We start from the raw sequence: 20,708 nt of genomic DNA, 5'->3' as shown, positions 1-20,708 counted from the left end.
AACAAATACTAATTAGTTACTAGGAACGAATCCTTTTTTGAACTCACTGATCGCAGCTTTGAACTCATCTTCGTTTGGAAGACCACCAGTTGTGCGAATGTGATCAAGAATTTCTTTCTTGTTATGATCAAAGTAAGTGAATAGCTCTGATTCAAAACGAAGAACGTCTTCAACTGGGATATCATCTAAGAAACCTTTTGTTAGAGCATAAATAATCGTTACTTGGTACTCAACTGGTTGTGGTTTGTGAAGGTCTTGTTTCAGAACCTCAACCGTACGTTGTCCACGATTTAATTTCGCTTGAGTTGCTTTATCTAAATCAGATCCGAACTGAGCGAATGCTTCTAACTCACGGTAAGCAGCTAGGTCAAGACGAAGTGTACCAGCTACTTTTTTCATTGCCTTAATTTGTGCAGAACCACCAACACGTGATACAGAAAGACCTGCGTTAACGGCTGGACGAACACCAGAATAGAATAAATCTGATTGTAAGAAGATTTGTCCATCTGTGATCGAAATTACGTTTGTTGGAATGTACGCAGATACGTCACCAGCTTGCGTTTCGATGAATGGAAGAGCTGTAATTGAACCTCCGCCTAGTTCATCGCTTAATTTCGCTGCACGTTCTAATAAACGAGAGTGTAAGTAGAATACATCCCCTGGGAATGCCTCACGACCTGGAGGACGACGTAACAATAATGAAAGCTCACGGTAAGCAGCTGCTTGTTTTGATAAATCATCATAGATGATTAAAACATGCTTGCCGTTATACATGAACTCCTCACCCATTGATACCCCTGCATATGGAGCTAAGAATTGCATCGGTGCTGGGTCAGACGCACTTGCAGAAACAACGATTGTATAGTCTAGAGCACCACGTGAACGTAGTGTTTCTACTACACCTGCAACTGTTGTTTTCTTTTGACCAATTGCAACATAGATACAAATCATATCTTGGTCTTTTTGGTTTAAGATTGTATCAATCGCAATTGCTGTTTTCCCTGTTTGACGGTCTCCGATGATTAACTCACGTTGGCCACGGCCAATTGGAACCATTGTATCAATCGATTTAATACCAGTTTGAAGCGGCTCATGAACTGATTTACGAGCCATAACGCCCGGTGCTTTGTTTTCAACTGGACGAGATTTTGAAGAAGCAATTGGACCTAATCCATCGATAGGTTGTCCAAGAGCATTTACAACACGACCTAGTAACTCATCACCTACTGGTACTTCCATGATACGACCAGTACGTTTTACTTCGTCACCTTCGCGGATATCTGAGTAAGGACCCAAGATAATAATACCGATGTTATTCTCCTCAAGGTTCTGAGCCATTCCCATTACCCCGTTTGAGAACTCAAGAAGCTCACCAGCCATAACGTTTTCAAGGCCATGAGCAAGCGCGATACCGTCACCAACACGGATAACTGTACCTACATCCTGTACTTGAACATCAGACTGAAACTGATCAATCTGCTGTTTAATAAGAGAACTAATTTCCTCTGCTTTAATGCTCATTGCTTTCACCCCTATCTTCTAGCGTGTTCCGGCTACGATATTACGCTCGAGCTTATCAAGCTGCGCTTTTACAGTGCCGTCATATATGCGATCCCCAATACGGATCTTAATTCCGCCGATTAACTCTGAATCAACGATGTTTTTTAATTCAAGCTTTGACTTCTTTGCCTTTTTCGCAAATACCTTTGCGATATGATCTTGCTCTTTCTCAGTTAATGGCTTAGTCGAATACACGATCGCTTCAGCCATATCTTGAGCCTCGTAAGCTAATTCTTTATATTTATTTACCATTGGAACAAGGATATCTGTTCGTTTACGGTCAATTAACATAAGAAGTGCATTTAAGCTCACGTCGCTTAAGCCTTTAAAGCTTTCTTTGATAAAAGCTTGCTTCTGTGCAACGGTCACTTTCGGATGAGTTAAGAATTGTACAAGTTCAGGTGTTGATTCAACAACATTTTTGACAACTTGTAACTCTTCATTTACTTTCTTTAGGTCATGCTTTTCTTTCGCAAGCTGAAATAGGGCTGATGCATAACGATTCGCTACTGCTTGATTGCTCATAGCTTATCGCCTACCTCTTTAAGATACTCTTCAACAAGTTTCTCTTGTGCCTTTTCATCTAACTCTTTTTCAATTACCTTCTTGGCAATTAAAACGGAAAGACCAGCAACTTGTTCACGAAGAGCAGATACAGCTTGTTCTTTCTCACGTTGAATTTCAGCTAAAGCCGAATCTTTCAGGCGTTCAGCATTTTCACGTGCTTGATCTAAAATATCTTGACCTTGTTGCTCGCTTAGCTTTTTCGCTTGTTGAATGATTTCTTGAGCTTCAAGCTTTGCTTTTTCTAACTCTTTGCGTTGTTGTTCAATATATCCCTCTGCATCTTTACGGCTTTTTTCAGCTGAGTCCATATTTTCATTAACCATTTGCTCACGCTTTTCCATTACGCCTAGTAACGGCTTAAGAGCAAATTTATTGAGGAAGAAAAGTAATACTAAAAATGCTGCTAGTTGATAAAGTATTGATCCCCATGGAATTACAAAACCCATTTCGATTCACTCCTTTCTTGGATGTGAAGATTTTCGTAAATCTATTTATTCACAGACTGCTCGGACAGTAATTAAAGTTTCATTCAAATGTTCCTAACGATACATAAGGAATGGCGAAAGGTCCCATAGCCCGACCCTGTCGCCATTGTTATGTGTGAACTCCTCGCCAAATAAGCGATGAGCGCAATTATCCAAATAGTAATAGGAAAGAGATAACGATCGCGATGATCGGAACAGCCTCTGCAAGAGGTACACCGATGAACATAAGTGTTTGTAACGTACCTTTAAGTTCTGGTTGACGCGTTACACCTTCAAGTGTTGCTCTTACGATAATTGCTACTGCAATCGAACCACCGATTGCTGCTAAACCTGCTACAATTGCTACTGCTAATGCTTCCATGAGAATAAGTCCTCCTTAAGGATAATATAATTTTTTATTATTTTTAAACGCTCAGGATTGAGCTGTGTTTAATGATGTTCTACTTTGTGTGCCATGTAAACCATTGCTAGCATCGCGAAAATGTATGCTTGCAGGGTTCCAATGAACATACCAAAGGCTTGCCATATCATTGTCGGAAGGAATCCTCCGAACATCCCCACCAAGCCTGATGTACCTAGGCCGACGAGTAATACCATGAGAATTTCTTTTGCATATACGTTACCGAATAGACGCATACCAAGCGTTAACGTATTCGCGAACTCCTCAATGATCTTAAAAGGTAATAGGAATGGTACCGGACGAACATAATCCTTCAAGTACTCTCCAAACCCTCTAATCTTAATTCCATAATAGTGAGTTAAGATAATAACGAGTGCTGCCATTGTTAATGTTAAGGCAGGGTCTGATGTAGGTGATTTCCACCATACTTCGTGAGATTCCTTATTGTAGATTTCAAAAGGAAGTCCCAGCATATTTGCTACGAAGACATAGAATATTAATGTGAAGGCGAGGGCAATAAATTGTCCACCCACTTTCCATCCCATGTTCGCTTTAATGATTCCGCGTACGAAATCAATTAGCCACTCCAGGAAGTTCTGTAAACCACTTGGGCGCATTGCCAACTTACGAGTACCAATAAAACAGATTAAGAATACGATTAGACATGCCACAGTCGTCATTAAAACCGTTGACATATTAAACCATAAGCCGCCAATCTCCCTCATAGGTGTTATATGATCCATAATGTTTTCACCTCTTTCTACCAAATTCAATAAGCATATCTGCCATAATGATAATATAGATCAGGGAAAACCCTGTAATGACCGAAATTAAATGGAGCGTCTCGGGGTACATCAAAGCTAGCCACACACATAATATAGCCAACCCTATCCGAATTAAGACGCCAAAACTAGCAATTACATAGGAAAACATCGAATACTTCTTAAGTCCAGAAGCAACATCTCCAATTACTTTCGTTTTTCTGAAGGTTGTCCAAAGACTAAGATAGCTAAAAGCTAGTCCAACTATGAGACCGAGGAATTGAGGTTTATGTACTGTAAGAAAAAAACCTACTGTAAAGAGCAACAGAATCACACTTACTACAATGGTATAACGTTTCATCTTTCCATCAACTGTTAACATTACTCTTTACCGTCTCCTAGAAAAGGTTTGACAGCGTTGTATACACCGTATAACCCTGTTGAAAGTCCTAAAAATAAGCACGTGATAAGAAAGAATGGTTTTGCTCCGAACTGATTGCCGAGCCATAACCCGAGAAAGACCCCACCAACAGTTCCTCCTACAACGTAAGAAGAAATGATCGAAACGAGTACGATAGCACGTAACGGACTTCGTCTGCCATTCGTCATGAACAGCCTCCTCTTCGCATTATGTTTTGGTCGAAATTTATCATTCTAAACCTTCACACAATTTCACATATGTAAACCTTCTCACCACAACCTTTTTAATCGTACAATAGTGAAAACCCTGTGTCAATGCGATTTCGCACTAAATAAATAGGATATTTCCCGCGTTCACACGATTGTCAAAAAAGCTCACAAATGGGGGTCAGACCCCTCTTTCACGCTTCGTAGTGATAAAGAGGGGTCTGACCCTTAATTTTCACTCTGTTTCTCTTCTGGCAGCGAGGCTCCGATGGTAATCGTCGATTCAATCGTGTCTTCTTTTCCATCTTTTTTTGCAAAAATTAATGCTTTGTAATTCCCATCTGGCAAATCGAGATTATCCCATTCTTTTCCGACCATGCCGCGTCCGACATCTTCCTTGAAGTCTAAAAACTTGACAAACTGGAAGGTGTCCGGGTCATACAAGGCAATACCCATTTCTTCCGCTCCACCTGGTAAGTACAATTCATAACGGTATTCGCCAGGACGATCACCGTGTCCAAAGTTAAAGGCCATTGCCCTTGGGTAATCCGGTTCTTCGATGAAAAAGACATATGGAATCGAGATTGGATCTTTGCCACCGTCAATGACAATGTCCCCGTGATGGATACCTTCTGCAAGTACCGCCGGAAAGAGATCTAGCTTAACCTTAACCTCTTTCTTCTCTCCTGGTTTAATTGTCGTTGCAAACGGAACATCCCATTGCAACCCATCAGGCAGTTCAAATGGCGGCTTCACATGAAACGTACGCGTCTTCTTATCGTGGTTTTCAATCGTAAACGTCACTTCTCGTTTTTCTCGAGGATCATCTTTTGTCCATTTACCAAACGTAATGGCTCCTGGATACGCTAAAGTCGTCGCATCAATCGCTTTATCGACTTGAAGTCTTCCTGCTCCTTGTTCATATGGATAATACGGTTCTCCATCCTCGTTCATAAGCTTTTTTGCCGTATTCATTAATGCTGCTTTCACTTGATCTGGATTCCAATCAGGATGTGCTTGTTTCACTAATGCTGCCGCCCCTGCCACATGAGGTGCTGACATACTTGTTCCATTTAGTCCCAAATATCCTTTTGGCACGGTGCTATCAATAGACACGCCTGGTGCAACCAAGTCAGGTTTTACTTCCCACGTTTGCGTAACTGGTCCTCTTGAGCTAAATGGAGCGATAAAATCCTCCTCATTACGGTAAATCGTTCGTGCAAACTGACGATCTTTGCTATCTTCAAGCTGTTCTAACAGCCACTCCCCATCTTCCTTAGAGATGCTGACAACAGGCAGCTTCACCCCTTGCTCAACAGCACCAACAAAAGATCCAGGCAAGTTGTTATAAATGAGTACTGCTTTTGCTCCTTTCTCCTGTGCATACCTTGCTTTTTCAGAAAAAGGGATCATCCCTCTCTTGATTAAAACCATTTTGCCGCTTACATCAACGTCTTCCCATTCTTCCTTTAATCCATGTCCTACTTCAACTAGTTCAAAGTCTCTTTTTAAATTCCATGGCAACGTACCACCGATTGGATAGAGCGTGACTTCTTTATCTAATCCAGGAATTGTAACAAAGGGGGTTTTGATTGGTGGTGCAGAGGCCCCAACTGATATTGCTTTCGTTGACGTTCCCGGCGAGCCAACTGTCCACATATTAGGACCGCTATTGCCATTTGAGGTGACAGCAACAATGCCTTCTTCCACCGCTTTATCAAGTGCCACACTCGTAGGCCAATCAGGTCCGTTCACCGTATTTCCCAGGGATAGATTCAGAACATCCACGCCATCTTCAATTGCCTTTTCAATCGCTTCAATGACTTGCTCTGTCGTCCCTTGCCCACCCGGACCTAGCGCACGATATGCGTAGATATCAGCTTCTGGCGCTACACCTTTTACTTGGCCATTCGCAGCAATAATTCCAGCTACATGCGTCCCATGAAGAGTCGGCGGCCCTTGTGATGCAACAGTTTCCATTGGATCTCGGTCGTAATCAACGACGTCGTACCCGCCTTTGTAATTGTTTTTTAAATCAGGGTGTGTGTAATCGATTCCTGTATCAATAACAGCAACTTTGATGCCCTTTCCAGTTAAGTGTTCTCCGTTCGGGTCAAGATGTCCCCTAATATTATCCGTACCGATAAATGGCACACTTCCGTCTAAATTCGCTTTATATTCAACAACCTTATCTACTCGTTCCACCTCATTAAGCTCTTGCAGCATCTTTACTTCACTTTCTAGAAGTTCGATTGAAAAGCCGTTTAGAGCTCGTTTGAACGTTTTCCTTATTTTGCTCGAAGGAAAAGTAGTGGCAACCTGCTTTAATACATCATCAACCTCGCCTGCCGCTGTAACAATGACAACGACCTTCTCATCTGATTGATCCACCTTTCCAACGGTTGGGATTTCAGGGTATATCGCAGCCTGAGCAGAACTAAGACTGATGCTACATGCTATCGTCAATATTAATAACCACGCAATGACTCTTTTCATATCCATCTCCCCCACCATTTTGCATATGTAGATAGTATGAACAGCAAACGAAAAAACATGCAGGAGGTGTGCTTTATTGCAGTTAAGAGCGGCCTTTTTGCTTTAGTGGGGTAAAGAGGGGTCTGACCCCTCTTTACCCCTGCACAGCAAAAAAGAGGCGGGTCCATTATTGGCCCTGCCTCTTTTTTGACGTTGTTATTTTGTTCCGAATAGACGATCTCCAGCATCACCTAGTCCTGGAACTATGTAGCCTTTTTCATTAAGCTTTTCATCTAATGCAGCTAAGTAGATATCCACATCCGGGTGCGCTTCTTGTGTTAGCTTTACGCCTTCAGGTGCTGCAACAAGACACATTAACTTAATCGTTTTTGCGCCTCGCTTTTTCAAGCTGTTAATTGCCTCAATTGCCGAACCGCCTGTTGCAAGCATTGGATCAATGACGATAAATTCACGTTCTTCTACATCTGTCGGAAGCTTTACATAATATTCAACCGGCTGCAACGTTTCTGGATCACGATACAAGCCAACATGTCCCACTTTTGCTGCTGGAATCATGCGCAGAATCCCATCTGTCATACCAAGACCCGCACGAAGGATAGGCACAAGACCAAGCTTTTTCCCTGCAATTGTTTTTGATTTTGCCGTTCCAACAGGTGTTTCGACCGTTACATCTTGTAATGGTAGATTACGCGTAATTTCAAATGCCATTAAACCGGCAACTTCGTCAACAAGTTCACGAAATTCCTTTGTCCCAGTTTCCTTATCACGGATATACGTTAGTTTATGCTGAATTAAAGGGTGATCAAACACGAAAACTTTGCTCATACGTTATTAGCTCCTTTATTCTTTCTTCATCCATTCAAGATGACTTCGCTTCTACAAGATTCTACATAAAAAGCTACTCCCCTTCAAGGTTTACTGTGAGAAATTCTCCGAAACAAAAGTTAAAGTAATATTACGAATTTTCAGCTTGGCTGATCTTCTGGCCACAAACGGCTTTTGTATATTGCTGCTATTTTTCACAAATACCCTGCTACTTCTAAATATTAGGCTGTTTCGCATGCTTTGTTGGTTTTATGAGGGATGTGTTCTCCACATGTTCGTTCCATTTCACTCCAGCCACTCGCACCCGCAAGGAGGTGTCGAGTGAGACCGCTCCATTTCACTTGAGAAAAAACGTTTTTTCACAGCAACAATCTTTACGAAATCAACTAAATTTCAACAAGCATTTGACACGCAGGTTCAAGAGCGTACTGTCTTGCCCCCTCCGTACACCACAAAAAAAGCCAGACCCCTTAAGGTCTAGCTTTTTCATATTAAAGATGCGTATACATCGGGAATTTCGCTGTTAATGCAGCTACACGAGTGCGTGCTTCTTCAAGTTTTTCTTCATTATCAACATTTTTAAGAGTAAGAGCGATGATTGAACCGATCTCATCCATCGCTTCAAGATCAAGACCGCGAGATGTAACAGCAGCTGTACCAATACGGATACCACTTGTCACAAATGGGCTTTGCGGATCGAATGGAATCGTGTTTTTGTTCGTTGTAATCCCAACTTCATCAAGAGCATGCTCTGCTACTTTACCTGTTAGGTCAAGTGAGCGTAAATCTAAAAGAAGAAGGTGATTATCGGTTCCACCTGAAACGATGTTGATCCCTTCACTCATTAATTTCTCAGAAAGGCGTTTTGCATTCTCAATAATTGCTTGTCCGTAAGTTTTGAATTCTGGTGTTAATACTTCACCAAATGAAACAGCTTTCGCAGCGATTACGTGCATTAACGGACCACCTTGAATTCCAGGGAAGATCGATTTATCAATCTTCTTACCGAACTCTTCTTTACATAGGATCATTCCGCCACGAGGGCCACGAAGAGTCTTGTGAGTCGTCGTTGTTACGAAATGAGAATGCGGAACAGGGTTTGGATGTAAGCCAGCTGCTACAAGACCTGCAATGTGTGCCATATCAACCATTAGGTATGCTCCTACCTCATCAGCAATTTCGCGGAATTTCGCAAAATCGATTTCACGTGGGTACGCACTTGCTCCAGCAACGATTAGCTTAGGCTTATGTTCTTTTGCTAATTCACGAACAACATCATAATCAATGTATTGCGTTTCTTTATCAACGCCATACTCAACGAAGTTATATTGAACACCACTGAAGTTAACTGGGCTTCCGTGTGTTAAGTGTCCACCGTGAGAAAGGTTCATCCCAAGTACTGTATCGCCTTGCTCCAAAATAGTGAAGTATACAGCCATGTTCGCTTGTGCACCAGAGTGAGGCTGCACGTTCACATACTCAGCACCGAAGATTTCTTTCGCACGATCACGAGCTAAATCTTCGACAACATCAACATATTCACAACCGCCATAGTAACGGCGGCCAGGATAACCCTCAGCGTATTTGTTTGTTAATACAGAACCTTGAGCTTCCATAACAGCAGCACTTACGAAATTTTCTGACGCAATTAATTCAATTTTGTCGCGCTGACGTCCTAACTCTTGCCCAACAGCTGCAAACACCTTTGGATCTTGCTCTTGTAATGACTTTTGATTCAACATCTCTATTCCCCTTCCAATTGCTTATATTTCGGTTTTATAACCACTCGACATCTGATTCGCTTTTATCTTACCACAAACAATCATCTATTTCCGTATGAAATTAATAAAAATTTATTTTTTATTCATGTTCATCTGTTTTTTCATAGACAGCGCGAATGCCGCCGATTAGTTTCGGTCGGGTTTTGGCCATTGTCAAATGCGCTTCCCCTATCGTTTTGACCCGGCTTCTAACCGGAACAGCCACTTTGCGCAAGTGCATTCCTATAAGGGTATCGCCAATATCAATACCCGCTTCTGCTTGAACTTCCTCAACTAACGCAGGATTTTTCATCTTTTTAAACGCGTAAGTCGCCATCGCACCGCCCGCTTTTCGAACAGGAACGGCCGATACGAGCTCATAGCCACGTTGCTTCGCTGTTTCCTCTTCAATGACAAGAGCCCGATTTAAATGCTCACAGCATTGAAAGGCAAGTTTAACCCCTGTTTCTTGTTGCTGTTTTTTTAGGACACTGTAAATGACTTCAGCGACTTCATGTGATCCATTTGAACCAATATGTGAGCCAATCACTTCACTTGTGCTTGTCCCAACAACAAGGAGGACTTCTTCGGATAAAGGAAACGCCGCATGTAAATCTTGCAGCGCTAAGGTCAACTGTTCTTTCAATTGTTCAATTGGAGTCATAACACGCCTCCTATTATGCTTCGTAATCAGTAATCTTCTTTACTCTATCTGCATGTCTTCCGCCCTCAAAATCGGCCCCAAGCCAAATGCGAGCAATTTCTCTTGCAAGTCCTGCACCAATAACTCTCTCACCCATCGCCAAAATATTGCTGTCATTATGTTCCCTCGTCACTTTGGCTGTAAACATATCATGAACAAGTGCACAACGAATCCCTTTTACTTTGTTGGCCGCAATTGACATCCCAATACCTGTACCACAAATAAGAATCCCGCGGTCAAACTCGCCATTCGCTACTTTTTCAGCAACCGGTAATGCATAATCCGGGTAATCAACGGACGTACTGCATTCACACCCAAAATCCTCATAAGAAATCCCAAGCTCATCCATTAACATTTTAATCTCTTCACGAATATGTAACCCACCATGGTCAGAAGCAATAGCTACTTTCATCTTAATGTACCCCATTCCTTGTTTATATTGTAAAACGCTCAATCGTTATTTTTAACTTTTTTGCTTGATCAGAAAGCTCGTGTGCAATACTTTCCATTTCGTTAATAACGGCCCCTTGCTGCTCAGTCATCGCTGATATCTCAAGGGATCCAGCTGACGTTTCTTCTCCAATTGCTGCCACTTCTTGAGATTCCAGTGTCGTTTTCTTTATTGATTCCATTTGTCGATCAATCATATGCGAAATGTCAGCAATACACGCGTCGACTTCCTTCACTGATTTTTCCATCTCACAAATCGATTGATTCGTAGCAGTCCCTTGTTCGGACTGATTCAAAGCTACAGTGACTTGATTTCCAATTTGGCCAGCAACATTTTTCACTTCTGACTGCATGTTGTGAATCAAGTTTGTAATACCTTGAACGGCTTTAGCGCTCTCATCCGCCAAATTTCGCACTTCATCCGCAACAACAGCAAACCCTCTTCCTTGCTCCCCGGCACGAGCTGCTTCAATGGATGCATTTAGGGCAAGCAAGTTTGTCTGTCCCGCAATATCGCCTACTAATGAAATAATGTCACCGACTTCCTTTGCCTGCTCCTCCAAACGTCTTACAGCTATTAATGATTTTTCATTATCGGTAGCAAGCTGTTGAATGCCTTTAACGAGCGAGTCAACAACTGTTCTACTTTCTGTTAAGCGCTCGACCATACTATCAGATGATCTTTTCGAATCACGCGCACGCATTTGTACTTTTTCAGCAATTTGTGTCACTTCTTCCATTGACTCAGCTGTATTTTGAATGGCATTGGCAGTATTTTCTGCACCCTTTGCAATTTCATCCATCGTTGAATCAATCTGCGTTGCTTTTGCCGCAGCAAGCTCAGACGCAGAAGAAATCTCACTCACCTTTGTATTCGTTCCATTAAAGTTATCCTCAATATCATGTACCATATTACGCAAGCTTTGAAGCATTCCATTGTAAGCAAGTCCAAGCGCACGGATTTCATCATCAGATTTTGATACGACAATATCATGTTGGATATCCCCAGCAGCTGCACGCCTGGCCGCTTCTTCTACTTCTTTTAACGGCTTCGTAATAAGTGGTGCTGCAATAAACCCGAGAACTCCACTCCAAAAGACTCCCTTCACTAGAGTAAAAGCAATAAGAGCATTGCCACTTAATCCTAGGAGTCCTTCTAGAATATCTGCTAAAAAGAAAATAAAAATAGCACTAAAACCGAATGTAACAACAGCTAGTCCACTAATACCAATAACTAACTTTTTTCGAATACTAGCCTTGTAAGACTTTCGTTCCCCCTCCACGCTGACTCCACCTCATTAAGATTATTCTGTTAATTTCTTTGTGACTATATCTAAGCATTGTTCAATTTGTTCAGCTGTTTGTCGGTAAGAGTCAATTGGCCCACCGATTGGATCAGCAATATCTAGATCATACGAATGCGGGTCGACGAATTCCTTCAATGTAAAAAGTTTCTCATTCACATGTGGATAGAAGACTTTGATCATCTCTTTATGAGAAGTTGTCATCGTCAAAATCACATCAGCCCAGTCTAATAATTCTTCAGTCACTAGTTGCGAAGCATGTTCGGCTGATATTCCTTTTTCAGCTAAAACGGCTTTTGTCCCTTCTGATGCCGGGCTGTTTGGAAAAGCTTGCACTCCAGCAGATTTCACTTCAATCCTCTCGTCCATTCGCGAACGAAGAAGTGCCTCTGCCATCGGACTTCTGCACGTATTTCCTGTGCAAACAAACAACACTTTTTTCATGTAATGTCCAACGTCCTTTCTGTTTCAATACGATTGGGGCTTTTAGTCTCTCTTTACGAAGCGTTCCCCTTACTATTACGTTCCATATTATCATAACGAATTTGAAAACGGTATATGCAACCGAGGCATTTCTTTCCTATCATTCTATGTTATGCGGGAACTTTTTTACGTTAAAAAATGAGCTTAATTCCAAATCCTATTAAGATGAAGCCTCCAAGCAACTCTCCATAAGAACCTACGTAATGTTGAAACCTCGAGCCCATTAATAGACCAATCCATGAAAGGACCATGCTGACAATTCCAATCATCAGTACCGTTACCGCCGTCTTCGCTCCTAACATCCCAAAGCTCAATCCAGCCGAAAAACTATCTAGGCTTACACTTAGAGCAAACAGAACAAGCCCTAGACCTACTGGTTGCATCAACTTGTCGTCATCATCAGATTTAAATGAAGAAAGCACCATTTGTAGGCCAATGATTAATAAAAGTCCCCCACCAATTAATGTCGCAATCATTCCAAAATAGTTTGATAACAACTTGCCTGCAGCAATTCCTAAAAGCGGCATAATAATATGAAACAATCCGATCGTAACGCCAATATTAAAAATTTGCTTTAGTCGCAAACCAAGCATACCCATTCCAAGTGCTATCGAAAACGCATCCATCCCAAGTGCACTTGCCATGATAAAAAGTGTCACAAACTCGCCCATCAACAACCACTCCTTGTACATGCTATTCCAATGTATGCACGTCCAAAAGAAAATAGACAGCCAACTTTAAAGTTGGCTGTCTATTTGAGTGAGGGGTCTGACCCCTCGGCTGTCCTTCACCGCGTTAATGATATACCGAGGGGTCTGACCCCATTGCAGCTCCATTGCATCTCTTCACCGCAGTACCATCTTACAGAGGGGTCTGACCCCCTGCTGCTTTTTCAAGACGATTCATAATGGCGATGCCTAGTCCTTCGTATGGAAATACTTCTGAAAATATCACTTCTGCCCCGTACTCATCGAACTTGCGCAAGCTTTCATAGAGCGCGGTTGCAACAGACGCTAAATCCGTTCTTGATCCACACGGAACAACAACATCTGCTTCTTTATACCGACATGCTCCTTCTTCCGTTGTTAACACTCCTACACGCTTTCCGTCCACTTTCGCCTGTGCCACTAGCTCCAATATCCTCTCTTTCTCCTGTACCAAATACAACGTACCTGCTGGCGAATAATGTGTATACTTCATTCCTGGGGATAACGGCGTTTGATCGTCCGACAATAGGGACGGGTCAACGTTAACCTTACCAACTACTGCCTCAAGCTCCTCCTTGGTTACGCCACCAGGTCGATACAAAACAGGAACGTCCTTCGAGCAATCAAGTACCGTTGACTCAAGGCCCACTCCCGTTTTACCTCCATCTACAATCCCTTTAATTCTCCCTTTTAAATCGTGAAACACATGTCCCGCTGTTGTCGGGCTTGGCTTCCCGGACAAATTCGCACTTGGCGCAGCAACAGGAACGCCTGCTGCTCGCAACAACTCTCTAGCAACTGGATGATCCGGCATTCTTACAGCTACCGTATCAAGTCCTGCAGTTACACTTGGAGCAACCGCTTCTTTTTTCTTAAAAATTAATGTTAACGGCCCAGGCCAAAACTGCTTCATTAATAGCTGAGCGATTTCTGGAATTTCCGATACTAGCTCACTTAATTGATCTATGTCAGCAATGTGGACAATAAGTGGATTATCACTTGGTCGACCTTTTGCTTCGAAAATTCGTTTCACCGCTCTCTCATCTAACGCATTCGCTCCAAGTCCGTACACGGTCTCCGTAGGAAAGGCCACAACCTCCCCTTTCGTTATCCACAAGGCAGCTTCCTTAATTAATTGGAGATTTTCTTCACTTCCGGAAAAGTTATCCACACTCCAATATTTTGTCTGTTCATAACTCACTGTTCATCTCTCCTATCCCTTCCATTTTGCAAGTGTTGTCTATCGATGTCAATAAAACGGATAAAATTCGACATAAACCCTAGAAAACCAATGATCTCACAAGCAGAATCGCATGATTACTCTCCCTATTTCGACAATGTTTTCATCCACATACAAAAACAGGTTATCCACAACCGTGGATAACCTGTAGATAACTCCCAATATTTATTCACTTTTCCACAACTTACTCTGTTAATTCACATGCCCACACTTTCGCTTCTGCTTTCTCTGTCGCATTCCGTTTAAAATGCTCCGAATGCTTCAGAGATTCCGGAACATCTTTCTTATCTACTTCCCGGAACCCTAACTGGTGAAACAGAGCATTGGTCCCTTTTGCACACAAATACACAGTTTCAATGTGTTGCTCCTCTGCATACTTCAACGTTAACTGCAGAAATTCTAAGCTAAGCTTCGCATTCCAAATCGGCGAGTCCAAAACGAGCGAACGAAGCAATCCATTCTCTTCATACTTTTCCACACCAACTGTGCCGATTAAACTTTCTTCCTCATCCTCCACAACAAGAAAACTTTCAATATATTGTTCAATTCCTTCATCACGCAATCCCGCTTTTGCGACCAACCTTTGAATCGGAAGCATGTCCTTATTCTTCGCCTTACGCACGACAATACCCATAAGCTCCACCCTCTCTTACTCTATTACTAGATTGTATGAGGAGCCTGTATATTTTATGCTAGCTTTCTTATTTTCGCATAAAAAAGTTACTAGAAGAAGAGGCTACCGAGAAAAGTTTCCCTTTTCAGTAGCCTCTACTAATGCAACTTACACATTTTCTGAAGAAAAAATACGATCTTTAATTTTAGAGAAGATTTCTACTACGAAAAACTTCACCTCAACCTCTTCCATGTCGTTCTCATCTGTTTGCTCTACTTCTCCCTCAGCATCAGCTGCTACCGCATCACCATTTGCCATATCAAGAAAGCATAACGGCGGGAACAACACACACCACCAGTTTTCACCTTTTCCTTCTCCTAGTGTGATTAACACCGCATCGTACAAACCAGCTGGATAGACAATGTCGCCGTATAACTTTGTCGGAAACTCAACTTTTGAAAAACTGACTTCAAACGATTGATCCATTCCCATTTTCGCTAACTCTCGCTCTACGATGTCTTCGATTTTTGCTAGATTGTCTTCAATCATTGCTTTTCCTTCTTCTAAGTCACCTACACCAAGAACCATTTCTGTAATCGCTGCATTCACTTCATCACGGATCTCACGCTTTAACGCTTGATCTCGAACTGAATCACTATTTGCTAGAATTCTAAGTCTAACTGCTTCTTCTTGGCTTACTTCATTATGTAAAGACGCAACTGCTACTGCGTTTTGAGATTCCCAATTCATAATTAGAACAAATAAAGAGAATAATAGATAAATAACAACATTTGGTTTCATTTCAAAAGCACCGTCCCTTCATAAAAACATTGTGGCCAGGACGGTACTTTTTTAAACTTAGAATCTAGAAAAAATGTGATTGATTTTTCTACTATTTAAAACAAAGGTTGCCGCTTCTCCGTAAATTGACAATAATATGGGGCAATCGCAAAACAAATAACGAAAACTAGCACTGTGAGGAAAAGGTCAGACGATAAGGACAGGTCAAAAAGCAAACGACAGATAGCAGGAATATAAATAGCTGGCAAAACAACAACCCCTGTCCTCCACTTCGAATGTGTCGTCGTATATTGTTTCGCTCCGCACTTTTGGCACGTCTTTTTTCCTTCTACCACAAATAAAAGCTCTCGCCAGCGAAATGTCTCACCGCATGACCAGCAGACAGGCAGCTCCATGAAATCCCCCTAACTGTAAAAATCATTCCTTCTATTAGTACGAGTGGCAGTTGAAAAGGTTCCCAGCAACCTGAATTGCATCCCCCCAAACAATCAACGGCCACTGCAACGACGTTAGTATTCCTATCAATTTGATAAAATAGTTTAATAGGATAGTTGAATATGCGCCTATACCCACCAATATCATTTATATTGACTATATGAAAGACTTTTCCTCTGAGTTTCTATCTTGTTTTGTCCTTCATCCGCTATATGAGGGACTTTTCCCTAGCTTTTCTATTCTCTTTTGTCCCTCATCCGCTTTATGATGTATTTTTCTCTAGCTTTTCTGTTCTCTTTTGTCTCTCATTCGCTTTATTAAGGACTTTTCCCATACAGTTCTGTCTATTTTTATCCTTCATCAGCTCTATGATGAGCTTACATCCCTTTTATCTCGATCCCGCACGATCCTTAGTAACAGGCAGATATTTTGTATAGTAGGCAGCGACAAATAGCAATCCTAACAAACCTGCCCAGCTAATGATCCCGACCAAATCAAGCAAATGAACAACGAGAGCAAAAACAGGCATCAGTAACATGCACACAGGTGTGACCCACCCTTTTGCACCATGGATGTTTTTCGTATTTCTTCTTCTTTTCATAAACATCAATGTTGAAAAACTAATAACAACAATTGTGATCACAATCATGATCCAATCCAACAAAACGTTCCCCTCCACCAAACCATTATGGTAATTTATGTTAACACCTCCCATACAAACTAGCAATCTACAGATGAATGCTACGGAATATAAAAAACCCACTAAGAAAGGATCCTAGCAGGCAAGTAATTTTAGTTTGTCATATTCCCATAAGCAAAGACCATGCGCTCCTTGCCATTTATATCAACTTTGATTTCCGTCGTTGCATAAGGGAATGTCGTTTGAAGCATTTCTTTCACGATCTGAGCTTGACCAACACCGACTTCAAATCCAACGATCCCTTTCTCTTTCAGCACTTCTGGAAGCTCTTCCATAAAACGACGGTATAAATCAAGCCCGTCCTCGCCGCCAAATAACGCCAAATGCGGTTCGTGCTCCCTGACGTGAACAGCCAAACTCGGTGCATCCGAGAGAGGAATATATGGCGGATTGGAAACGATCACCTCTACTTGAAGTCCTTCTTCAATGATCGGCTTCAGCAAGTCCCCATTTTTGAAGCGAACCTTCGCACCGAGCTCTTCCGCATTTTTTTTCGCTACTTTAAGTGCTTCTTCAGAAATGTCAATCGCTAAAACATCAAGCGTCTCATCCTCTTCTAGCGCAAGGGTAACAGAAATAGCACCGCTCCCTGCCCCAACATCGATCAAGCTTATTTTTTCTTGTTGAAAAAGCTTCTGCTTGAGCTCTGTCACAGCAACGATCAATTCCTCTGTTTCCGGACGCGGGATCAGCACATGTTCGTTTACAATAAAACGTCTTCCGTAAAACTCCTCATAGCCGATAATATGTTGTACGGGTGAACCTTCGGCGTGGCGTTTGATGTCTTGTTGGAGGCGCATAAAGAGTTCCGGTTCAATTTTATCATCTAGTATCATGAGCAGTTTCGCTCTGTTCACTTGATAATAGTGACGTAACAACCATTCCCCTACAGGTGGCTCTAACCCTCTTTCCTCTAAAAAAGAAGAAGCCCAACGAAGGGCCTCACGAATCGTCATTTCTTTCATCTTACTGCTCTGCATTTTGCATCGCTTCAGCTTGCTCTTCCAAGATCAACGCATCAATGATTTCATCAAGCTTCCCTTGAAGGATTTGCTCAAGTTTTTGAATTGTCAGCCCAATACGGTGATCTGTTACACGGCTTTGCGGGAAGTTATACGTACGAATACGTTCAGAACGGTCCCCTGTACCAACAGCAAGCTTACGGTTTTGGTCGTACTCCGCTTGAATTTCACGATTAATTTTATCGTAGACCCGCGCACGAAGAACTTTCATCGCTTTTTCTTTGTTCTTAATTTGTGACTTTTCGTCCTGACAAGATACCACTGTATTAGTCGGTAAGTGCGTTAGACGAACAGCAGACATCGTCGTATTTACACTTTGCCCACCCGGTCCACTTGAAGCAAATGTATCGACACGAATATCTTTTTCATGGATATCAACTTCAACTTCTTCCGCTTCAGGTAAAACAGCTACCGTTGCTGTTGATGTATGAATTCGTCCGCCTGATTCTGTTGTTGGAACACGCTGTACACGGTGTGCTCCATTTTCGTATTTTAATTTCGAGTACGCACCTTGGCCGTTAATTGTGAAAATAATTTCCTTATACCCGCCAAGCTCCGTTGTTGTTGACTCAATTACATCCGTCTTCCAACCTTGCGCTTCTGCAAAACGACTGTACATTTTGTAAAGATCACCCGCAAACAACTGCGCCTCATCTCCACCAGCCGCCCCACGAATTTCCATGATTACGTTCTTATCATCATTCGGGTCTTTTGGCAGAAGAAGAATTTTCAGACGAGCTTCGAGCTCTTCTTTGCGGTCAGCAAGCTCACTGATTTCTTCCTTCACCATTGCATACATTTCATCATCTAGGTTTTCTTCGAGCATCGCTTTCGCATCTTTATGCTGCTCATTCACTTCTTTATATTCACGGTACACTTGAACAGTTTCTTCTAAATCCGATTGTTCCTTTGAATATTCACGCAATTTTTTTGAATCATTTATGACATCAGGATCACTAAGTAACTCGTTGAGACGATCATAACGATCCTCAACTGATTGTAAACGATCTAACACGGCTCTTCACCTCATTAAGATTTTCCAGTGTATAACATTATAATTATAGTATACAGAAACAAGCGGGTCAATGAGAGACATATCCCAAAAGGCTGCTCTTGCCTTTTGGGATATGTCTCGATGCAGTGAGCGGAGCCGGCGTTATCTTTTAAGCCTTTTTGAGCGCTCTTCTCAAAAAGGCGCACGCCGAGCGCAGCCACTGCAAACAGGGTTTGCTCTCTTTACAACAAAAGGCCGCCCTTCCCTTTTGGTTTCAGACTCTACCACATTCATATAGCCTTCCCAATTCTTGCTTAACTAGAAGTAATTTGGGGAAAGTAAATTATATAAAAGGAGTGATGTTTCGATGAAATATGTTATTATCGGTGGCGATGCCGCCGGAATGAGTGCGGCGATGCAAATTGTTCGTCATGACGAAAAAGCTGATGTAACAACACTTGAAATGGGAGAGGTTTACTCTTATGCTCAATGCGGTCTCCCCTATGTTGTCGGCGGAGTCATTGATTCATTTGATTCGTTAATTGCACGCTCCGTAGAGACTTTTCGTGAGAAATACGGAATTGACGCGCGTGTGAATCATGAAGTAAAGGCTGTTGATGTCGAGAAAAAGGTTGTCTCTGGAGATGGATTCGAGATTCCTTATGACAAGTTGTTAGTTGCAACCGGTGCAAGCCCTGTTGTTCCCCCTTGGGACGGAGTCAATTTAAAAGGCATACACTCAGTTAAGACCATTCCTGATACTGAAGCACTAATGAAGGACTTAGATGGGGTTTCAAAGATTGTTGTTATTGGCGGAGGGTATATTGGTTTAGAAATGGCCGAGAACTTTGTAGTGATAGGAAAAGACGTAACAATGATTGAACGCAATCCACGGTTAGCAGGGATTTTTGATGAAGAGTTTAGCGAAAAAATTGGCGAGGAAGCCGTGAAGCATGGCATTAAGCTAAGGTTTAATGAATCGGTCGAAGCATTTGAAGGAGGTGATGATGGTCGAGTTACTCAAGTTGTGACAGATAAAGGTCGTGTAGATGCAGATCTTGTTGTGATTGCAATCGGTGTCAAACCAAATACAAGCTTTCTTGATGGAACAGGAATTCATTTATTTGCTAATGGTGCAATTAAAGTGAATTCGTTTATGGAGACAAATATTGAGGATGTCTATGCCGCCGGTGATTGCGCGACTCAATACCATCGAGTGAAGGAACGAGATGATTACATTCCACTTGGCACACACGCAAATAAACAAGGACGACTCGCCGGGCGTGCCATGGTCGGTGCTCCGCGACCATTCCAAGGAATAGTCGGTACATCTATTATTAAGTTTTTCAATTTGACTCTAGGACGGACTGGCTTGTCTGAAAAGGAGATCAAAGCACAAGGTTACCCATATGAGACAATCAGCGCTCAACTTCCACATATTGCTGGCTATTATCCAGAACCGAAAAAACTTGATATTCGGTTGAGCTACCACACAGAAACAGAACGATTGCTCGGTGCTCAAGTAATCGGCGAAGCAGGTGTCGATAAGCGAATCGATGTACTAGCAACCGCACTCTTTCATAACATGCGCGTATCTGAGCTCGAAGATCTGGACCTGGCATATGCCCCACCATATAACGGCGTATGGGATCCAATACAAAGAACGGCCAGGAGACTGTGAGTTTTTTGATAACCGGGGTCAGACCCCTCGCTGTTGCGGTGAAGTGGCAAAGAGGGGTCTGACCCCCTTTTGGACCCCCTTTTGCATATACCAC

Annotated in this window: 23 protein-coding genes; 1 reads left to right on the top strand and 22 read right to left on the bottom strand. The window is 42.2% G+C overall.

The features are described from left to right. Positions 1 to 12: 12 nt before the first annotated feature. From atpA to prfA, 22 genes are all read right to left on the bottom strand, one after another. The gene (gene atpA, locus MF646_RS12425) at positions 13 to 1,521 is read right to left on the bottom strand and encodes a F0F1 ATP synthase subunit alpha (RefSeq protein ID WP_250096824.1); all 1,509 of its coding nucleotides are present in this window, start codon (positions 1,519 to 1,521) and stop codon (positions 13 to 15) included. 18 nt (positions 1,522 to 1,539) lie between these two features. Then, entirely contained in the window at positions 1,540 to 2,085 is a 546-nt protein-coding gene (locus MF646_RS12420) for a F0F1 ATP synthase subunit delta (RefSeq protein ID WP_250096823.1), read from the bottom strand. Next, positions 2,082 to 2,573 (bottom strand): F0F1 ATP synthase subunit B, encoded by a 492-nt coding sequence (gene atpF / locus MF646_RS12415; protein ID WP_250096822.1) that lies wholly within the window; start codon positions 2,571 to 2,573, stop codon positions 2,082 to 2,084. Before atpF ends, MF646_RS12420 begins: the two co-directional genes overlap by 4 nt. A gap of 187 nt (positions 2,574 to 2,760) precedes the next feature. After that, the gene (gene atpE, locus MF646_RS12410) at positions 2,761 to 2,973 is read right to left on the bottom strand and encodes a F0F1 ATP synthase subunit C (RefSeq protein WP_034632875.1); all 213 of its coding nucleotides are present in this window, start codon (positions 2,971 to 2,973) and stop codon (positions 2,761 to 2,763) included. A 68-nt stretch (positions 2,974 to 3,041) separates the two neighbouring features. After that, the gene (atpB, locus tag MF646_RS12405) at positions 3,042 to 3,755 is read right to left on the bottom strand and encodes a F0F1 ATP synthase subunit A (RefSeq protein WP_250096821.1); all 714 of its coding nucleotides are present in this window, start codon (positions 3,753 to 3,755) and stop codon (positions 3,042 to 3,044) included. Between the two features lie 7 nt (positions 3,756 to 3,762). Continuing rightward, on the bottom strand, positions 3,763 to 4,155 hold the full coding sequence (locus MF646_RS12400) for an ATP synthase subunit I (protein ID WP_250096820.1): 393 nt from the start codon (positions 4,153 to 4,155) through the stop codon (positions 3,763 to 3,765). After that, on the bottom strand, positions 4,155 to 4,382 hold the full coding sequence (locus tag MF646_RS12395; RefSeq protein WP_250096819.1) for an AtpZ/AtpI family protein: 228 nt from the start codon (positions 4,380 to 4,382) through the stop codon (positions 4,155 to 4,157). Before MF646_RS12395 ends, MF646_RS12400 begins: the two co-directional genes overlap by 1 nt. Before the next feature lie 246 nt (positions 4,383 to 4,628). Next, complete coding sequence (locus tag MF646_RS12390; protein ID WP_250096818.1) at positions 4,629 to 6,896, bottom strand: S8 family serine peptidase; 2,268 nt, start codon at positions 6,894 to 6,896, stop codon at positions 4,629 to 4,631. A 195-nt stretch (positions 6,897 to 7,091) separates the two neighbouring features. Further along, complete coding sequence (upp, locus tag MF646_RS12385) at positions 7,092 to 7,721, bottom strand: uracil phosphoribosyltransferase (RefSeq protein WP_250096817.1); 630 nt, start codon at positions 7,719 to 7,721, stop codon at positions 7,092 to 7,094. Positions 7,722 to 8,212: 491 nt separating this feature from the next. Then, positions 8,213 to 9,463: a serine hydroxymethyltransferase gene (gene glyA / locus MF646_RS12380; protein WP_250096816.1), complete on the bottom strand. Its 1,251-nt coding sequence runs from the start codon at positions 9,461 to 9,463 to the stop codon at positions 8,213 to 8,215. 118 nt (positions 9,464 to 9,581) lie between these two features. Next, positions 9,582 to 10,145: a TIGR01440 family protein gene (locus MF646_RS12375; protein WP_250096815.1), complete on the bottom strand. Its 564-nt coding sequence runs from the start codon at positions 10,143 to 10,145 to the stop codon at positions 9,582 to 9,584. Positions 10,146 to 10,158: 13 nt separating this feature from the next. Then, positions 10,159 to 10,596, bottom strand: a complete 438-nt coding sequence (gene rpiB, locus MF646_RS12370) for a ribose 5-phosphate isomerase B (protein WP_250096814.1) — start codon at positions 10,594 to 10,596, stop codon at positions 10,159 to 10,161. Positions 10,597 to 10,618: 22 nt separating this feature from the next. Continuing rightward, positions 10,619 to 11,917 (bottom strand): methyl-accepting chemotaxis protein, encoded by a 1,299-nt coding sequence (locus MF646_RS12365; RefSeq protein ID WP_250096813.1) that lies wholly within the window; start codon positions 11,915 to 11,917, stop codon positions 10,619 to 10,621. 21 nt (positions 11,918 to 11,938) lie between these two features. After that, complete coding sequence (locus MF646_RS12360) at positions 11,939 to 12,382, bottom strand: low molecular weight protein arginine phosphatase (RefSeq protein ID WP_250096812.1); 444 nt, start codon at positions 12,380 to 12,382, stop codon at positions 11,939 to 11,941. Positions 12,383 to 12,552: 170 nt separating this feature from the next. Continuing rightward, complete coding sequence (locus tag MF646_RS12355) at positions 12,553 to 13,092, bottom strand: manganese efflux pump MntP (RefSeq protein WP_250096811.1); 540 nt, start codon at positions 13,090 to 13,092, stop codon at positions 12,553 to 12,555. Between the two features lie 190 nt (positions 13,093 to 13,282). Beyond that, a complete protein-coding gene (locus MF646_RS12350) occupies positions 13,283 to 14,329 on the bottom strand; it encodes an L-threonylcarbamoyladenylate synthase (RefSeq protein WP_250096810.1) in 1,047 nt (348 codons plus the stop codon). 223 nt (positions 14,330 to 14,552) lie between these two features. Further along, positions 14,553 to 15,002, bottom strand: a complete 450-nt coding sequence (locus MF646_RS12345; RefSeq protein WP_250096809.1) for a GNAT family N-acetyltransferase — start codon at positions 15,000 to 15,002, stop codon at positions 14,553 to 14,555. Between the two features lie 147 nt (positions 15,003 to 15,149). Beyond that, positions 15,150 to 15,782 (bottom strand): stage II sporulation protein R, encoded by a 633-nt coding sequence (spoIIR, locus tag MF646_RS12340; RefSeq protein ID WP_250096808.1) that lies wholly within the window; start codon positions 15,780 to 15,782, stop codon positions 15,150 to 15,152. Between the two features lie 95 nt (positions 15,783 to 15,877). Continuing rightward, positions 15,878 to 16,177, bottom strand: a complete 300-nt coding sequence (locus MF646_RS12335) for a TIGR04104 family putative zinc finger protein (RefSeq protein ID WP_250096807.1) — start codon at positions 16,175 to 16,177, stop codon at positions 15,878 to 15,880. Positions 16,178 to 16,605: 428 nt separating this feature from the next. Continuing rightward, positions 16,606 to 16,881, bottom strand: a complete 276-nt coding sequence (locus MF646_RS12330) for a hypothetical protein (RefSeq protein ID WP_250096806.1) — start codon at positions 16,879 to 16,881, stop codon at positions 16,606 to 16,608. Positions 16,882 to 17,009: 128 nt separating this feature from the next. After that, positions 17,010 to 17,873, bottom strand: a complete 864-nt coding sequence (prmC, locus tag MF646_RS12325; RefSeq protein ID WP_250096943.1) for a peptide chain release factor N(5)-glutamine methyltransferase — start codon at positions 17,871 to 17,873, stop codon at positions 17,010 to 17,012. Between the two features lie 10 nt (positions 17,874 to 17,883). Next, complete coding sequence (gene prfA, locus MF646_RS12320) at positions 17,884 to 18,954, bottom strand: peptide chain release factor 1 (protein WP_250096805.1); 1,071 nt, start codon at positions 18,952 to 18,954, stop codon at positions 17,884 to 17,886. Between the two features lie 346 nt (positions 18,955 to 19,300). Between prfA and MF646_RS12315 the strand changes: the two genes are divergently transcribed. After that, positions 19,301 to 20,614: an FAD-dependent oxidoreductase gene (locus MF646_RS12315; protein ID WP_250096804.1), complete on the top strand. Its 1,314-nt coding sequence runs from the start codon at positions 19,301 to 19,303 to the stop codon at positions 20,612 to 20,614. Positions 20,615 to 20,708 lie beyond the last annotated feature (94 nt).

Source organism: Halalkalibacter alkaliphilus (assembly GCF_023555415.1).
GTDB lineage: Bacteria > Bacillota > Bacilli > Bacillales > Bacillaceae_D > Halalkalibacter > Halalkalibacter alkaliphilus.
The sequence above is the reverse complement of the archived record's forward strand: the minus strand, read 5'-3'. Positions and strand labels throughout refer to the sequence as shown.